The sequence below is a fragment of the Flavobacterium paronense genome (genome assembly GCF_030409795.1).
Lineage (GTDB): Bacteria > Bacteroidota > Bacteroidia > Flavobacteriales > Flavobacteriaceae > Flavobacterium > Flavobacterium paronense.
Genome location: NZ_JAUFQN010000019.1, coordinates 67,621 through 82,800, shown reverse-complemented (window position 1 = coordinate 82,800; position 15,180 = coordinate 67,621). Strand labels below are relative to the sequence as shown.

Here is a 15,180-nt window from a genome sequence, read left to right as displayed (position 1 = left end):
TTTTTTATATTTAGCCTATGAGTTTCTGGGTAAAAACAAATTACTTCGTCAAAAAGATTTTTCCAAATTATGTATGGGACATTCCCAATCATGAAAACAAAGTATACCTGACCTTTGATGACGGTCCGACACCCGAAATTACCGAATGGACACTCGAGCTATTAAAACAATACGATGCCAAAGCCACTTTCTTCTGCATTGGCAACAATATTGAAAAGCATCCGGAGATTTTTCAGAAAATAATTCGAGACAATCATGCTATTGGAAACCATACTTTTAATCATTTGAAAGGCTGGAAAACACAAAATGAAATTTATTTTGAAAATGTGAAAAAGTGTGCCTTGATTATGGAGAAGCAAGAAGCAAGAAGCAAGAGGCAAGAAAAAACTTTATTCAGACCGCCTTATGGGAAGATAAAACCTTCGCAATCCAGAATTTTAAGAAAACTAGGTTACAAAATAATAATGTGGGATGTGTTGAGTCGCGATTTTGACCAAACTATTACTCCTGAAGAATGCTTGGATAATGTTTTAAAAAATGTAACACCCGGAAGCATTATTGTTTTTCACGATAGTGTCAAAGCAGCGCCAAACCTCAAATATGCTTTACCAAAAACCTTAGCATTTTTGAATGAAAAAGGGTTTGTTTGTGATAAAATTGCGGAAAGCACTCCATTATAAATTTCCTATTTCTTTAGCGCTTTTACATAACATTCCTGTTGCAGCTGCAAAAGTTCCATGTCTATTAACAATAAACTCAATTCTGATTTAGCTTTCTTGAATTTTATTATTGCTACTGATTCTATTAAAGATAAAGTTTCAGGTTTTGCTGCTTTTTTGGCTTCTTCAGGTGAATTTAAAAAGGACATCAGCTGGATAGCGTTCTTACATTTATCAAATTTAGCCTGTGCTGTCTCTATTTTTCGCATAATGACTCTCAGCTGAAATTCGTTTTCCTTTATCCTTTTTTCAAGTATGTTTTTTGTTTTATCATCCTCACATTCGATTTTGTCCAAGGCTTTAAAAGTTTTGGCTTCTGGCGAGAGCATGTACAAGATCATTTCACTTAACCTTAATCCTGCGCCTGAAGGCAGATGTCTTCTGAACCCTTCGTGGTGGGACAAATGACTTCGGCTAACATTTAATATTAAAGCGATTTCCTGCTGTGTAAGCCCCAACGATTCTCTGTCAGTTTGGGCTCGATAATTCTTTCTTTTCATGGTTTCTTTTATTAAATCCTATTTAAATTCAGTGTCGCAAACTTTATTGTCTCATTTATTTTTGTGACGTTTCTTTATGTGACACTTTTTTAAACAAAAATTTTGCCAAAGTTTTTTTAACTTGATTTAAAAAATACACTGGAACAAATTGAATGGCCATTTGATGATTTTAAAAAAAGAATTACATTTGAGAATAATACACTACAAAGGGAAGCAATTTGAACAAAATGGTTGACAAATTAATAGCTGAAATAAATACTATAACGGATTTTTCTAAAGAAGACATTACGCTTTTTATTGAAGCGTTAGAAGAAAAGACAATTCCAAAAGGGGAACATTTTTTAAAAGAAGGGCAAATAAGTACTAGATTCGGATATTTAACGAGCGGTTTAATGATGTATTATAAAATTATAGAGGGTAATGAAGTCCCATCTGATTTTGCATTGGAACATGATTGGGTAGTTTCCCTGAAAAGTTACACAACAGGTTCTGCTTCAGATATGAATATAAAGGCGCTAGAAGACACCCGCTTATTTACCTTGTCAAACATAAAAATGGATGAACTTTTGGCTATTCAACCCAAATTTATGGCTTTAAGAAGTTACTATACTGAACTTTCATTTATACGCATTTCGCGACAAACCTATAATTTGACTACGCTGGATGCCAAACAACGGTATTATAAGTTTATGACTGATTATCCGGAGTTAATCAAAAGAGTGCCTCAATACCATATTGCAGCCTATTTGGGAATTAAACCTCAATCCTTAAGTCGAATACGAAAGTGAAATAGCATTTATTAACAAATGTGAATGTGTAGCACTTTTTACTGAGCGAATTTTGCATCATCATTTTAAAACAAATAAAATCATGATTACAAAAATTCAAAACTCAGTAAAATTAGCATTACTCATTATGTTGACTTTAAACATGTTTGATTTACAAGCGCAAGAATGGAAAACAGACAAAAAAATAAATGTGCTGTTTGGATTAACACAACCTCTTTTAGCTAAAGGCTTCAATATAGAAGGTAACTACATCTATAATCGATTTATTTTTGATTACTCTCATGGTGTTTCTTTAGATTATTCTGGAAATACGGTAACAACTGACCTAAAAAGACAAGGTATAGCAGTTCATATTCCTTGGACAACCGGATTTGGAATAGGCTATCGTGTAAAAGAATGGATAAACGTTAGAGTAGAACCAAAATGGCATCGCTTTGAATATTATTATGAAGGCGAATCACAAAATAATGGCAATCAAATTATCTCTTATAATACCATGAGTTTAGGTATCGGTGTATATGGCAACTATCAACCTTTTAAGAACAAATCATACTATCTAAGAGGAATTATGATTTCACCGAGCATTAGATATTGGCCTACTGTAGCTTCAACTTTAGTCGGGAATAAATTCAGTTACTTTAATAAAAATACTTTAGCTAATGAGGAAATCAAAACGCAAGACCCAGGTTTCAACGCAACACCATGGGTATTTAACGTAAGTATTGGGTATTCTTTTGCTATTAGAAAGAAAAAATAAGAAGTATCCGAATAAAACAATCTACTCTTATAAAGAAACAAATGGAATTTAATTAGAACTAATTTAAAATACACAGCAATGGCAAAAGAAATAAAAACAGAAATAGTAATAAACGCAAAGCCAGAAAAAGTGTGGGCTATTCTTACTGACTTCAAAAGTTATCCGAATTGGAATCCGTTTATAAAATCAATTATAGGTGATGTAAAAGTTGGAAATAAAATAACCGCAAGAATTGAACCTCCAAAAGCAAAAGGAATGACATTTAAACCAAAAGTTTTGACCTATGAAACTAACAAGGAGTTAAAATGGCTTGGACATTTATTGCTTGCAGGGCTTTTTGATGGAGAACATAAATTTGAACTTATTGACAACGGAAACGGAACAACAACTTTTAAGCAAAGTGAAAAATTTAAAGGTATTCTTGTTCCACTTTTCAAAAAACAACTTGACAATAACACGAAAAAAGGATTTGAAGCAATGAACAGTAAATTGAAAGAATTGGCAGAACAAAAATAAACACAGCGCCTAACAGGTATTTATATCAAGTGCATAACTTGTGATTTTTACCAATTTCTAAACGCGCTTTTTAAGTTATCTAAAAAATAAAAGGCGAGCCAAATAAATGGTTCGCCTTTTTTATAATGTTGTGTAGTGACTACAATTGCTCTTGAACCAATCCAATAATAGTATTGGCATCCAATTCTCCTGATTGTCTCCAAACCATTTGACCTTCTTTGTAAATCATCAGGGTTGGCAATCCTTTGATGCGAAGTGCATCGGCCAATTCCTGATTTTTATCTACATCAATTTTTATCACTTTTGCTCTATCGCCAAGCGCAGCTGCTACATCTCTAATAACTGGATGCATTGAGACTGAAGATTCATTCCACTCTGTGTAAAAATCAATTAACACAGGCACTTGAGCATTGATTAATTCTCCAAATTTTGACATAAAACCAAAACGTTTTTACTTACTTATTACAGTTTGAAAGTAACATTAAAGCACAAATGTAGCATTTTTAACTAATTATGCTACTTTTTCCCCTTTTTTTAGTTCGAAAACCGTTATTTCGGGCATGATTCCAACCCTGCCAGGATAAGCATGAAAACCAAATCCACGATTAACATACACATATCTTCCGAATTCTTCATACAATCCTGCCCACTGTTTGTACATATATTGCGCCAAACTCCATTTGAAAAACCCTGGAATTTCTATTCCAAACTGCATTCCGTGTGTATGCCCAGAAAGTGTTAACTGAATATTTTTCGGATGTTGCTTTACAATATATTCCCAATGACTTGGGTCATGACTCATCAGGATTTTGAAATCGGCTGCCGTTAAATTTTCAGATGCTTTGTTTATATCGCCAAATTCTCCAAAATGTTTTCCCCAGTTTTCAACACCTATCAAAGCGATTTCATCATTCCCTTTTTTGATTTTTACATGCTCATTCAACATCAATTTAAAATTAATCTGACGGTGTAAATCTTTGATGGCTGCAAAATTATCGGCTTTTGCTTTTTCCGATTTCCAATCCAAATAAGCGCCATAATCATGGTTTCCCAAAATGGAATATTTGCCATATTCGTATTTTTTTATGCCGTTGAAAATGTAAATCCACGGATGCATTTCATCTGCTTTAGCATTAACAATATCTCCAGTAAACAATAACAAATCGGCTTCCTGCTCGTTTATTAAATCAATAGCATAGCGTATTTTTTCTTCGTTATCAAAACTTCCGCTGTGAACATCTGAAATTTGCGTGATTTTAAAACCGTCAAAAGCATCGGGTAAATCAGGGAAAAATAAGGTTTGTCGAATTACTTTGAAATTGTATTTGCCAATGGTCATTCCGTAAATCAAAGAAAGAAACGGAACTGCTGCTAATCCTATTGCAACCTGACTGACAAACTTTCTTCTTTCAGGTAAAAAACTATCAGAATTGTGTCCCATAAAATGGGTAACTGTTCCCATTAAAAAACGAAAAACATCTTCCAAAAGCATTACAAATGTCAACACTATTTTTGGAAGTAAAACTAAAAGCAACAATCCCAAAGTAATCAAAGTCGTCTTAGTTTGTCCAACACTTCTATCAAACTTTAGTAATTCATAGGTGATAAATAGTATTGCTAAGAGTGAAACTATAGCATAGCTAATCAAAATCCATTTAGATTTAGTAACTGTTTTTATGGCTTGAAAAGCATACAGCTCAACTATGGCAATGATTATGAAAAGAATTAGAAAGCGAAAACCCATTTTTAATTTTTTTAACAAATTAACAAAGAAAGTTAATGCTATTGATGTTATTAAATCTTTTTTAACATTGATTTAATTTCTGTTGAAAAACAATCGATCATTTTTGAAACTTTAGCTATTTTTACAACTTGATCCAAATTTATTTTGGATTCTAATCCTATTTTAAATTATGTCACAAAAACGCCTTTTCCTTCTTGATGCTTACGCCTTAATTTTTCGTGGGTATTATGCTTTTATAAAAAATCCACGTATCAATTCAAAAGGAATGGATACTTCGGCAATTATGGGTTTCATGAACGCCTTAATGGATGTCATCAAACGTGAAAAACCGGATCATTTAGCCGTTGCTTTTGATAAAGGCGGAAGCGATTATCGTTATGAAATGTATAAGGAATACAAAGCACATCGCGATGAAACGCCGGAAGCTATCAAAATTGCCGTTCCGTATATTCAGGAATTATTAAAAGCGATGCATATTCCAATTATAGAAAAAGCAGGATTTGAAGCCGATGATTTAATTGGAACCTTAGCAAAACAAGCCGAAAAAGAAAATTTTCAGGTTTTTATGGTTACTCCAGATAAAGATTTTGCACAATTGGTTTCCGAAAATATTTTTATGTACAAACCTGCCAGAATGGGTAATGATATTGAAATTTGGGGAATCCCGGAAGTATTAGCCAAATTCGAAATTGAACATCCTGAACAGGTAATTGATTTTCTGGGAATGATGGGTGATACTGCCGATAATATTCCCGGTTTCCCTGGCGTTGGAGAAGTTACTGCCAAAAAATTGCTGAAAGAATTCGGTTCGATGGAAAATCTTTTAGAAAATACTGATAAACTAAAAGGTGCTCTGAAAGACAAAATCGAAAATAATAAAGAACTAGGACTTTTATCCAAAAAACTAGCCCGAATTATGCTGGATTGCCCAGTAACTTTTGATGCTACAGATTATGAATTGTCAAAACCCGATGTTGAAAAGACGGATGCATTATTTCACGAATTGGAATTCCGTCAAATGAAAGCACAATTCGACAAATGGTTCGGAACCGGAAAAGAATTTGATGAAATTGAAACCAATGGCAATGGCACAGAAACTTCAAATGAAACTCCGAAACCTGCCAAAAAAGCAACCACTCCAAAAAATGAAAATCAATTCGATTTATTTGGTTTTTCAGATGATGAAAGCGATGAGCCAAAACCACATTCGTATTATGCCACATTAGAAACCACCGAACATTTATACCAAGTTGTTCAAGGTGAATTAGGAACAAAATTGTTTCTGCAAAACCTGATGAATCAATCTTCGGTTTGTTTTGACACTGAAACTACCGGAATTGATGCTTTGAATGCCGAGTTAGTCGGAATGTCATTCGCCTGGGCGAAAGGAAAAGCATTTTATGTTCCGGTATCAGAAAATCAAGAAGAAGCTCAAGCTTTAGTTGATAAATTCAAACCGTTTTTCGAAAGCGAAACCATTGAAAAGATTGGACAAAACGTCAAATACGATTTGAAAGTGTTGTCGAAATACAGCATTCAAATCAAAGGAAAATTATTCGACACCATGATTGCACATTATCTGATTAATCCGGATATGCGTCACAATATGGATGTTTTGAGTGAAACGTATTTAAAATATTCGCCAAAATCAATTGAAACCTTAATTGGCAAAAAAAGTAAAAACCAATTATCAATGCGCGATGTGCCGTTAGAAGATATTAAAGAATATGCTGCTGAAGATGCTGATATTACACTTCAATTAAAAGAAGTCTTTAGTCCGATTTTGGACAAAGCCGAAACGAAAAAATTGTTTGAGGAAATCGAAATTCCGTTGATTCCGGTTTTAGCTGCAATGGAAATGGAAGGCATCAATTTGGATGAAGAATATCTAAAAAAAATGTCGGTTGACATGCAAAAAGACATTAACGAGTTTGAACAAAAAATCTATGAAACGGCTGGTGAAAAATTCAATTTAGCTTCACCAAAGCAACTCGGCGATATCTTATTCGACAAACTAAAAATTGGCGGAGCCAAACAAAAGAAAACCAAAACAGGCCAATATGCGACTGGTGAAGAAGTGTTGAGTTATTTGGCAAATGATAATCCGATTGTAAAAGATATTTTGGAATGGCGTCAAATGGTGAAATTACAAAGCACTTACATAGATGCATTGCCAAATCAGGTTGATAAAAAAACGCAAAGAGTACACACGGATTATATGCAAACGGTTGCGGCAACTGGTCGTTTGAGTTCGAATAATCCAAATTTGCAGAATATTCCAATTCGTACCGAACGAGGACGATTAATCAGAAAAGCATTCATTGCCCGTGATGAAAATTATACTTTGCTTTCTGCGGATTATTCTCAAATAGAACTTCGAATTATCGCTGCTTTATCTGGTGAAGAAAACATGATAAAAGCATTTCAAAACAAGGAAGACATTCATAAAAGTACGGCTGCAAAAGTATTCAACGTTCCGCTGGAAGAAGTTACCAAAGAGCAACGTAGCAATGCAAAAACGGTAAACTTCGGAATCATTTATGGTGTTTCCGCTTTTGGTTTGAGCAATCAGACTTCGTTATCTCGTTCAGAAAGTGCAGCTTTGATTGATGCCTACTACAAAACCTATCCAAAACTAAAATCCTATATGTCGGAGCAGGTGGATTTTGCCCGAGAAAATGGCTATGTGCAAACCGTTTTAGGAAGACGACGTTATTTGAAAGACATCAATTCAGCCAATGCAATAGTAAGAAGTGGTGCAGAAAGAAATGCTGTGAATGCACCGATTCAGGGTTCTGCTGCTGATATCATCAAAATTGCAATGATTAATATCTACAAAAAACTAAACGCTGAAAACTGGAAATCAAAAATGCTTCTGCAAGTACATGACGAATTGGTTTTTGATGTGCATAATTCGGAGTTAGAAAAAATCCAACCGATGATTAAGCACGAAATGGAGAACGCTTTTAAACTAGATGTCCCTTTAGATGTTGAAATTGGAGTTGGAAAAGATTGGTTGGAAGCGCATTGATTTTGAAACTGCTGTTACTTACAAAACGCCTTCTTTTCAATTTAATTCTTTATCAATTTTACAGCTTGTCTTCTTCTTTCATTTAGTTGAAAGAAATAAACCCCATTGGTTAACTGACTGATGTCAATTGAAGTTGTTAGATCACTCAATTTACCAGCCAAAACCACTCTTCCGGATGCGTCAGCAATATTATAGGCCGAATCGGCAACTTTATCGCTTACTTTAATTGTAATTAAATCTTTTGTTGGGTTTGGAAAAATAGAAATGTTAGTAAACAATTGATTTTCAGGAAGACCTAAAGAACCTACTATTATTCTCCCTTTCATTCCTGAAGCCGCATGATTTTCACAAATATACCAATGCGTTCCAACAGTCAATTGTGATGAAGAAACTATACCTCCTCCAAATGCGGTTTGAAAACCACCAGCCAGTGGAGTTGTCCCATTTGCATTCCATGTAGCCTGACTTATTTCTAAAGCATTGTGAGAACCTGCTAAAACAAAATTCACATTATCACCAACTGAAATGTTTAACGTCGAAGGACTAAAAGTAAATCCTGAATTTGTAATTGTAAAAGTTGTTGAAAAACCTGTTAAACTAATTGATAACAGTAATAGCGAAAGTAAAGTTCTTGTTTTCATGTATGACTTAATTTTATGTTGAATAATTTTAGCTTAACAAATATATTTTAAGCTACTGTATCAATCAAAAAATTAAGGTAGACAAAAGGTAAACATCCTGTTTTTAAAACTTTGTAAATGTTTCTACAATTTTTTAGTTGAATCGCGCTGACGTAACTCTGTTTTTATAGTAGTTGTAGTAAAAGTGACTATTTCATCTTTACTTTCTAATTTATCTATTAATAGTTGCGCAGCCACTTCACCAATTTCAGGACCGTGTTGGCTTACTGTTGACAAACTTGGTGTCAATCTTCGTGACCAAACACCATCAGCAAAACCTATAAGTGATAAATCTTGAGGTATTTTATAGCCGTTTTGGATTCCGAGTTTCATAGCCGTTACTGATGCGTGCTCATCGACTGCAAAAACGCCATCGGGTTTGTTTTTTATAAAAAATCCTCCAATTTTGGAATTGAATTCATCATTATTATTGGTCAGGATAACTAAATTATTGTCTACTTTGAGTCCATTATTTTCCATCGCTTTATAAAAGCCTTGTGCTCTTAATTTGCCAACACTTAAATTATCAATGGCTGATAATAGTGCGATTTTTTTACAACCGGTTTTGATTAAATGCTCTGTTGCATTCATGGCTGATTCAAAGTCATCAACAATTACCTTATCGCAATTTACTTCATCCGCAATTCGGTCAAACATTACAATTGGGGTTCCTTCATTAATTATAGTCGTAAAATGATTGAATTTTTGCAACATTTGTGATTCTTCGGCAATTGACAGAATAAAACCATCAATAGTTCCGTTGCTCAACATTTCGAGTGCGTTGATTTCTTTTTCTAAAGACTCATTAGAAATACAAGTAATTACTTTATATCCTTTTTCATCAGCTACTTTTTCAATGCCACTAAAAACTTTGGCGAAAAATGAATTTAGAATATTTGGAATAATAACGCCAATTGTTTTGGTTCTCCTGTTTTTTAAATTGAGTCCAATAACATTGGGTTTATAATTTTTCAACTTCGCATATTCCTGAACTCGTTGCTTTGTTGGTTCGCTTATCTCAGGGCTTCCATTCAACGCTTTTGAAACTGTCGAAACAGAAACTCCTAACTCTTTTGCAATTTGTTTTAATGTGGCTTTCGATCTCATTATTATTGTCTTAAAAATGTAAAAATAGTGAAATTTTTTCTGCAAAATATAATACAAGTAGTAAAGTTAAACACAAAATGTAGATAATTCTGAGTTGTTTTGTTCTATAAATTGTCTGCTAATCAGCTGTTAAGTCCATTCATTATTAGTATTTTATTAGAATTTTTGGGTTTTATTAAAATAATTAAATTTTGCTATTTGCTTTATTAATAAATAATTGTACTTTTGCGCTCCCTTTATTGGGAATGGAATGTTTAATTAAAATAAAATTATGGACGCATTAAGCTACAAGACACAATCTGCAACCAAAGCCACTGTTACTAAAGAGTGGATCATTGTAGATGCTGATGGTCATAACTTAGGTCGTTTTGCTTCAAAAGTTGCGATGCTTTTAAGAGGTAAATACAAGCCAAGTTATACACCTCACGTCGACTGTGGAGATAACGTAATTGTTATCAACGCAGAGAAAATCAACCTTACAGGTAACAAACTTGACGAGAAAACGTATATCCGTCACACAGGTTATCCAGGAGGGCAAAGAAGTTTGACTGCTAAAGTTTTGCAACAAAAAAATCCTGCATTACTAGTAGAAAAAGCTGTTAAAGGAATGTTACCTAAAAACAAATTAGGTGCTGAACTTTTCAGAAATTTAAATGTTGTTGTAGGAACTGAGCACAAACAAGGCGCTCAAAAACCTAAAACAGTTAACCTTAACGATCTTAAATAATGGGAGTTATTCACAAAATCGGTAGAAGAAAATGTGCAGTTGCACGTGTTTATGTTTCAGAAGGAACTGGAAAAATTACCGTAAACAAAAGAGAATTTAACAACTACTTCCCAACAGCTACTTTACAGTACAAAGTGTTGCAACCATTGTCTATGACAGAAAACGCAACTAACTTTGATGTAAAAGTAAATGTATACGGTGGTGGTTCTACAGGGCAAGCAGAAGCTGTGAGAATGGCAATTGCAAGAGCAATGTGTGAAGTGGAAGCTGAAAACAGAGCTATCCTAAAACCAGAAGGATTACTAACAAGAGATCCAAGAATGGTAGAACGTAAAAAATTCGGTCAGAAAAAAGCGAGAAAGAGATTCCAATTCTCGAAACGTTAATATTCGGTATTTACCAGAATATTTTTTCAGATTATTTTTTACAATTAAATTAGAATTTAAAACAAAGTTGTCGATATTCCTTGTAAAAAGGGAATTAGTTTAGCATCGAAATGCAGTCCAAAGTCTTAAAGCAAAAAGTCTTGAAGCGAAAAAGGTGACGCATTGCTAATCAAACGGAACGTAAACTATTACACAATGGCAAACAAAATTGAAGTTAAAGATTTATTAGAAGCAGGTGTTCATTTTGGACACATGACTCGTAAGTGGGATCCAAACATGGCTCCTTACATTTATATGGAACGTAATGGAATTCACATTATCAATCTATATAAAACCGCTGCAAAAATTGAAGAGGCTAACGAAGCCATGAAAAAAATCGCAGCATCAGGTAGAAAAATACTTTTCGTAGCTACCAAAAAACAAGCAAAAGACATCGTTGCTGAAAAAGCATTAGCTTGTAACATGCCGTACATCACTGAAAGATGGCCTGGTGGTATGTTAACCAACTTCGTTACTATCCGTAAAGCTGTTAAAAAAATGGCTACTATTGATAAAATGAAGAAAGACGGAACTTTTATGACATTGTCTAAAAAAGAACGTCTTCAAGTAGATCGTCTTCGTGCCAAATTAGAGAAGAACTTAGGTTCTATCGCTGATATGTCAAGATTACCTGCTGCATTATTTGTAGTGGATATTAAGGCAGAACACATCGCAATAAAAGAAGCACAAAAATTAAACATTCCAGTTTTTGCAATGGTTGATACTAACTCTGATCCGCGTGAAGTAGATTACGTTATTCCAGCCAATGATGATGCTTCTAAATCAATTGATAAAATTTTATCTTTAGTAACTGCTGCAGTTATTGACGGATTGGCTAACAGAACTTCTGATAAAGAAGGTGATGATACTCATGAAGTTGAAGCTGTTGAAGAAGTTACAGCTGCTGAAGTGGTAGTAGAAGCTACTGCTGAAGTGGAAACTCCTGTTGCTGAAGTAGTAGAAGAAGTTACTGTTGTTGAAGCTCCAGCTGCTGAAGTTGAAGCGACTCCGGAAGTAGAAGCTGAAGCTACTGAAACTAAGACTGAAGAGTAAAACAGTTACAAATTATGAGTTATAAATTATGAATTATGAATTAAACTCATAACTCATAATTTATAACTCATAATTCATTAAAAAAGAAATATTAATTATAAAAGAAATATTATTATGTCAACAATCACAATTACTGCTGCAGACGTAAATAAACTAAGAACAATTACCGGTGCAGGAATGATGGACTGTAAAAAAGCTTTGGTAGAAGCTGAAGGAGATTTTGATTTAGCAATTGAAAACCTTAGAAAAAAAGGTCAAAAAGTTGCTGCTAACCGTTCAGACAGAGAATCTACTGAAGGTGCAGCTATTGCTGTTGTAAATGCAGACAAAACTTCTGGTGTTGTTATTACATTAAACTGCGAAACTGACTTCGTTGGAAAAAATGAAGGTTTCGTAAAATTGGCTACAGATTTAGCTAACTTGGCTATGAACTTTGATACAAAAGAAGCTTTCTTAGCTGCAGATTTCAACGGACTTACTGTTGCTGAAAAATTAATTGAGCAAACTGGTGTTATTGGAGAAAAAATTGAAATCGCTTCTTTCGAAAGATTGTCTGGTGCTTTTGTTGGTTCATATATCCACGCTGGAAACAAAATTGCTACTTTAGTTTCATTATCTGCTAACGTTGCTGGTGCTGAAGAAGCTTCAAGAAACGTTGCAATGCAAGCTGCTGCTATGTCTCCAATCGCTTTAAATGAAGCCGGAGTTGATGCAGACGTTATCGCTAAAGAAATTGAAATCGCTAAAGATTTACTACGTCAAGAAGGAAAACCAGAAGCTATGATTGAAAATATCGCTAAGGGTAAATTGGGTCGTTTCTTTAAAGACAATACTTTGGTAAACCAAGATTATATCAAAGACAGCTCAATGAGCGTTGCTAATTACATTAAATCTGTTGATGCAGGTTTGACTGTAACTGGTTTCAGAAGAGTTGCTTTAGGATAATCAATCCAAAACAAAATAAAAAAACCCGATTCAATTGAATCGGGTTTTTTGTTTATTATTATTTCTTCTGAACTGCAAAACCTCTTGCTCGCATTAAAGCATCGGTATTCACATCTCTACCACGGAATTTTTTATAGGCGATTGCAGGATCGACAGTATTTCCTATACTGAAAACATTATCATATAATTTTTTAGCCACTTCCTTGTTATATAAACCGTCTTTAGTTTCGGTAAAAGCCTCTGTAGCATCGGCACTAATAGCATCAGCCCACAAATAACCATAATAACCAGCAGCATAAGCATCGTCTGAAAATATATGCCCAAACTGTGGAATACGGTGACGCATCACGATTTCTTTTGGCATTTTTAAGGCATCTAAAGTTTCTTTTTCAAATTGTTTTGGGTCAATATCTGGGTTTTCTAACAAATGTAATTTCATGTCTACCAAAGCACTTGCAATAGTTTCAACTGTTGAAAATGCTTCGTTAAAGGTTGCTGCTTTGTCATTTCTTTCTACCAAAGACATTGGCATTGGTTCACCTGTTTTATAATGCAACGCGAACTGATTCAATACTTGTGGCGTGGCTAACCAACGTTCCATAACTTGAGAAGGAAACTCAACATAATCTCTTGGCACATTGGTTCCCGATACACTTGGATATGTCACATTCGAATTCAAACCGTGTAAGGCATGTCCAAATTCATGGAATAATGTACTGGCATCTTCCCATGAAATCAAAATTGGTTCTCCGTCTTTACCTTTAATAAAATTGCAATTGTTAGACACAATCGTAATCACATCTCCATTCACTCTACTTTGCTCTCTAGTGGCATTCATCCAAGCACCTGAACGTTTTCCTTTGCGAGCATAAGGGTCAAAATACCAAACGCCAACTATTTTATTAGTATTCTTGTTGTAAACCTCCCAAACTCTAACATCAGGATGAAAAACAGGAACATTAGTTACTTGTCTAAATCCTAAATGAAATATTTCTCCAGCAACCCAAAACATTCCTTCGCGCAATTTTTCTAGTTGTAAATACGGTTTTAAATCATTTTGGTCTAAATCATATTTTGCCTTTCTAACTTTTTCAGAATAATATCGATAGTCCCAAGCAGCAATTTTGAAATTACCACCTTCAGCATCTACCATTTTTTGCATATCAGCAACATCCGCATGCACTTTTTCAACTGCTGGTGTCCAAACTGACATCATTAAATCTAATGTTTTTTGTGGTTTTTGCGCCATGGTATTGGACAAACTCCAATCGGCAAAAGTTTTAAAACCTAATAATTTAGCTTTCTCTGCACGCAGTTTTAAAATTTGAACTAAAGTCTTATTGTTATTATTGGCATTATCATTATCGCCACGACTGGTGAAAATCTGAAATGCTTTTTCTCTTAAATCTCTTCGGTTTGAAAACGTCAAAAACGGCTCAATAGACGAACGTGTATTGGCAATGCAACCCATTACATCCAGCTTTCTGTCTTTGGCATCAGCCATAGCAGCATTTTTTAATTCTTCAGGCAAACCATCAAAGTCAGCTTCTGTTTCTAATTCTAAATAATAATTGCTTTCATCTGCTAACTGATTTTGGCTAAACTTGGTAAACAAACCTGCCAATTCCTGATTGATTGCAGCAATTCTAAGTTTTGATTTTGCGTCTGCCTTAGCACCTTCACGCACAAAGTTGGAATAATACAACCAAACTAAACGTTGTTGTTCTTTCGTTAGTTTTTTTGTTAAAGGCGAATTGTAAACCTTTGAAATTCTGGCAAACAGTTTCGCGTTTTGATAAATTTTATTAGATACTTCAGAAAACTTAGGCGTCATTTCGGTTTCGATAGGCTCAAATTCCGGACTGTTCATATTGGAACTATAAATTCCAAATACAGCGTAAATTTGACTAAATTTTTTACCTGTTTTCTCAAGCGCTACAATAGTATTTGTAAAAGTTGCCGGTTTTGGATTGTTGGCGATTTTGGAAATTTCATTCAGTTTTTCCTGAATAGCAAATTCAATAGCAGGCTTTAAATCTTTTAGTTTATACTCTGTAAATGCAGGAACACCTCCGTAAGGTCCAGTCCAATCATTTAAAAAGGCATTTCGATTTGCTTGCGCATTTATCAGAACTGTCGGGGCAATCATAAGTAAAGTTAAAATTATTTTTTTCATTATAAATCAGTT

At 34.2% G+C, this 15,180-nt stretch carries 15 protein-coding genes; 9 read left to right on the top strand and 6 right to left on the bottom strand.

Features of this window, described 5'->3' with window-relative positions:
• Positions 1 to 17: 17 nt before the first annotated feature.
• Positions 18 to 680, top strand: coding sequence for a polysaccharide deacetylase family protein (locus QWY90_RS02005; RefSeq protein ID WP_290284149.1), 663 nt, complete (start codon positions 18 to 20; stop codon positions 678 to 680).
• A gap of 5 nt (positions 681 to 685) precedes the next feature.
• Here the strand turns inward: QWY90_RS02005 and QWY90_RS02000 are convergent, their stop codons facing one another.
• Positions 686 to 1,219, bottom strand: coding sequence for a helix-turn-helix domain-containing protein (locus tag QWY90_RS02000; RefSeq protein WP_290284148.1), 534 nt, complete (start codon positions 1,217 to 1,219; stop codon positions 686 to 688).
• 227 nt (positions 1,220 to 1,446) lie between these two features.
• On the opposite strand from QWY90_RS02000, the gene QWY90_RS01995 reads away from it, so the two are divergent.
• The 3 genes from QWY90_RS01995 to QWY90_RS01985 all read left to right on the top strand — a co-directional run bounded on the left by QWY90_RS01995 (position 1,447) and on the right by QWY90_RS01985 (position 3,280).
• Positions 1,447 to 2,007, top strand: a complete 561-nt coding sequence (locus QWY90_RS01995; RefSeq protein ID WP_290284147.1) for a Crp/Fnr family transcriptional regulator — start codon at positions 1,447 to 1,449, stop codon at positions 2,005 to 2,007.
• A gap of 82 nt (positions 2,008 to 2,089) precedes the next feature.
• Positions 2,090 to 2,764 carry a hypothetical protein gene (locus QWY90_RS01990; protein ID WP_290284146.1) on the top strand — a complete coding sequence of 225 codons (675 nt, stop codon included), beginning with the start codon at positions 2,090 to 2,092 and terminating at the stop codon, positions 2,762 to 2,764.
• Positions 2,765 to 2,842: 78 nt separating this feature from the next.
• Positions 2,843 to 3,280, top strand: coding sequence for an SRPBCC domain-containing protein (locus QWY90_RS01985; protein ID WP_290284145.1), 438 nt, complete (start codon positions 2,843 to 2,845; stop codon positions 3,278 to 3,280).
• A gap of 139 nt (positions 3,281 to 3,419) precedes the next feature.
• Here the strand turns inward: QWY90_RS01985 and QWY90_RS01980 are convergent, their stop codons facing one another.
• Together QWY90_RS01980 and QWY90_RS01975 are read right to left on the bottom strand one after the other, a co-directional pair.
• Positions 3,420 to 3,716: a thioredoxin family protein gene (locus QWY90_RS01980; protein WP_136150834.1), complete on the bottom strand. Its 297-nt coding sequence runs from the start codon at positions 3,714 to 3,716 to the stop codon at positions 3,420 to 3,422.
• A gap of 75 nt (positions 3,717 to 3,791) precedes the next feature.
• The gene (locus QWY90_RS01975) at positions 3,792 to 5,024 is read right to left on the bottom strand and encodes a metallophosphoesterase (protein WP_290284144.1); all 1,233 of its coding nucleotides are present in this window, start codon (positions 5,022 to 5,024) and stop codon (positions 3,792 to 3,794) included.
• A gap of 166 nt (positions 5,025 to 5,190) precedes the next feature.
• Here QWY90_RS01975 and polA point away from each other — a divergent pair, with 166 nt between their 5' ends.
• Positions 5,191 to 8,055 (top strand): DNA polymerase I, encoded by a 2,865-nt coding sequence (gene polA, locus QWY90_RS01970; RefSeq protein WP_290286916.1) that lies wholly within the window; start codon positions 5,191 to 5,193, stop codon positions 8,053 to 8,055.
• Between the two features lie 41 nt (positions 8,056 to 8,096).
• On the opposite strand, the gene QWY90_RS01965 is transcribed toward polA, so the two are convergent.
• Together QWY90_RS01965 and QWY90_RS01960 are read right to left on the bottom strand one after the other, a co-directional pair.
• Entirely contained in the window at positions 8,097 to 8,696 is a 600-nt protein-coding gene (locus QWY90_RS01965) for a T9SS type A sorting domain-containing protein (protein ID WP_290284143.1), read from the bottom strand.
• A gap of 123 nt (positions 8,697 to 8,819) precedes the next feature.
• Complete coding sequence (locus QWY90_RS01960; RefSeq protein ID WP_290284142.1) at positions 8,820 to 9,842, bottom strand: LacI family DNA-binding transcriptional regulator; 1,023 nt, start codon at positions 9,840 to 9,842, stop codon at positions 8,820 to 8,822.
• 271 nt (positions 9,843 to 10,113) lie between these two features.
• On the opposite strand from QWY90_RS01960, the gene rplM reads away from it, so the two are divergent.
• The 4 genes from rplM (at position 10,114) to tsf (ending at position 12,992) form a co-directional block, all read left to right on the top strand.
• Complete coding sequence (gene rplM, locus QWY90_RS01955) at positions 10,114 to 10,569, top strand: 50S ribosomal protein L13 (protein ID WP_290284141.1); 456 nt, start codon at positions 10,114 to 10,116, stop codon at positions 10,567 to 10,569.
• Complete coding sequence (gene rpsI, locus QWY90_RS01950) at positions 10,569 to 10,955, top strand: 30S ribosomal protein S9 (protein ID WP_290284140.1); 387 nt, start codon at positions 10,569 to 10,571, stop codon at positions 10,953 to 10,955. The genes rplM and rpsI overlap by 1 nt, the downstream gene beginning before the upstream one ends.
• A 195-nt stretch (positions 10,956 to 11,150) precedes the next feature.
• The gene (gene rpsB / locus QWY90_RS01945; RefSeq protein WP_290284139.1) at positions 11,151 to 12,047 is read left to right on the top strand and encodes a 30S ribosomal protein S2; all 897 of its coding nucleotides are present in this window, start codon (positions 11,151 to 11,153) and stop codon (positions 12,045 to 12,047) included.
• A gap of 114 nt (positions 12,048 to 12,161) precedes the next feature.
• Positions 12,162 to 12,992 carry a translation elongation factor Ts gene (gene tsf, locus QWY90_RS01940; RefSeq protein ID WP_290284138.1) on the top strand — a complete coding sequence of 277 codons (831 nt, stop codon included), beginning with the start codon at positions 12,162 to 12,164 and terminating at the stop codon, positions 12,990 to 12,992.
• 58 nt (positions 12,993 to 13,050) lie between these two features.
• On the opposite strand, the gene QWY90_RS01935 is transcribed toward tsf, so the two are convergent.
• Positions 13,051 to 15,168, bottom strand: a complete 2,118-nt coding sequence (locus QWY90_RS01935; RefSeq protein ID WP_290284137.1) for a M3 family metallopeptidase — start codon at positions 15,166 to 15,168, stop codon at positions 13,051 to 13,053.
• Between the last annotated feature and the right edge of the window lie 12 nt (positions 15,169 to 15,180).

Bases quoted from the DNA above. Each gene is read 5' to 3' on its own strand.
- QWY90_RS01975 (WP_290284144.1), bottom strand. From the start codon at position 5,024: ATGGGTTTTCGCTTTCTAATTCTTTTCATAATCATTGCCATAGTTGAG.
- QWY90_RS02000 (WP_290284148.1), bottom strand. From the start codon at position 1,219: ATGAAAAGAAAGAATTATCGAGCCCAAACTGACAGAGAATCGTTGGGG.
- QWY90_RS01980 (WP_136150834.1), bottom strand. From the start codon at position 3,716: ATGTCAAAATTTGGAGAATTAATCAATGCTCAAGTGCCTGTGTTAATT.
- rpsI (WP_290284140.1), top strand. From the start codon at position 10,569: ATGGGAGTTATTCACAAAATCGGTAGAAGAAAATGTGCAGTTGCACGT.
- QWY90_RS01960 (WP_290284142.1), bottom strand. From the start codon at position 9,842: ATGAGATCGAAAGCCACATTAAAACAAATTGCAAAAGAGTTAGGAGTT.
- QWY90_RS01965 (WP_290284143.1), bottom strand. From the start codon at position 8,696: ATGAAAACAAGAACTTTACTTTCGCTATTACTGTTATCAATTAGTTTA.
- QWY90_RS01935 (WP_290284137.1), bottom strand. From the start codon at position 15,168: ATGAAAAAAATAATTTTAACTTTACTTATGATTGCCCCGACAGTTCTG.
- rpsB (WP_290284139.1), top strand. From the start codon at position 11,151: ATGGCAAACAAAATTGAAGTTAAAGATTTATTAGAAGCAGGTGTTCAT.
- QWY90_RS01985 (WP_290284145.1), top strand. From the start codon at position 2,843: ATGGCAAAAGAAATAAAAACAGAAATAGTAATAAACGCAAAGCCAGAA.
- QWY90_RS01995 (WP_290284147.1), top strand. From the start codon at position 1,447: ATGGTTGACAAATTAATAGCTGAAATAAATACTATAACGGATTTTTCT.
- rplM (WP_290284141.1), top strand. From the start codon at position 10,114: ATGGACGCATTAAGCTACAAGACACAATCTGCAACCAAAGCCACTGTT.
- QWY90_RS02005 (WP_290284149.1), top strand. From the start codon at position 18: ATGAGTTTCTGGGTAAAAACAAATTACTTCGTCAAAAAGATTTTTCCA.
- tsf (WP_290284138.1), top strand. From the start codon at position 12,162: ATGTCAACAATCACAATTACTGCTGCAGACGTAAATAAACTAAGAACA.
- QWY90_RS01990 (WP_290284146.1), top strand. From the start codon at position 2,090: ATGATTACAAAAATTCAAAACTCAGTAAAATTAGCATTACTCATTATG.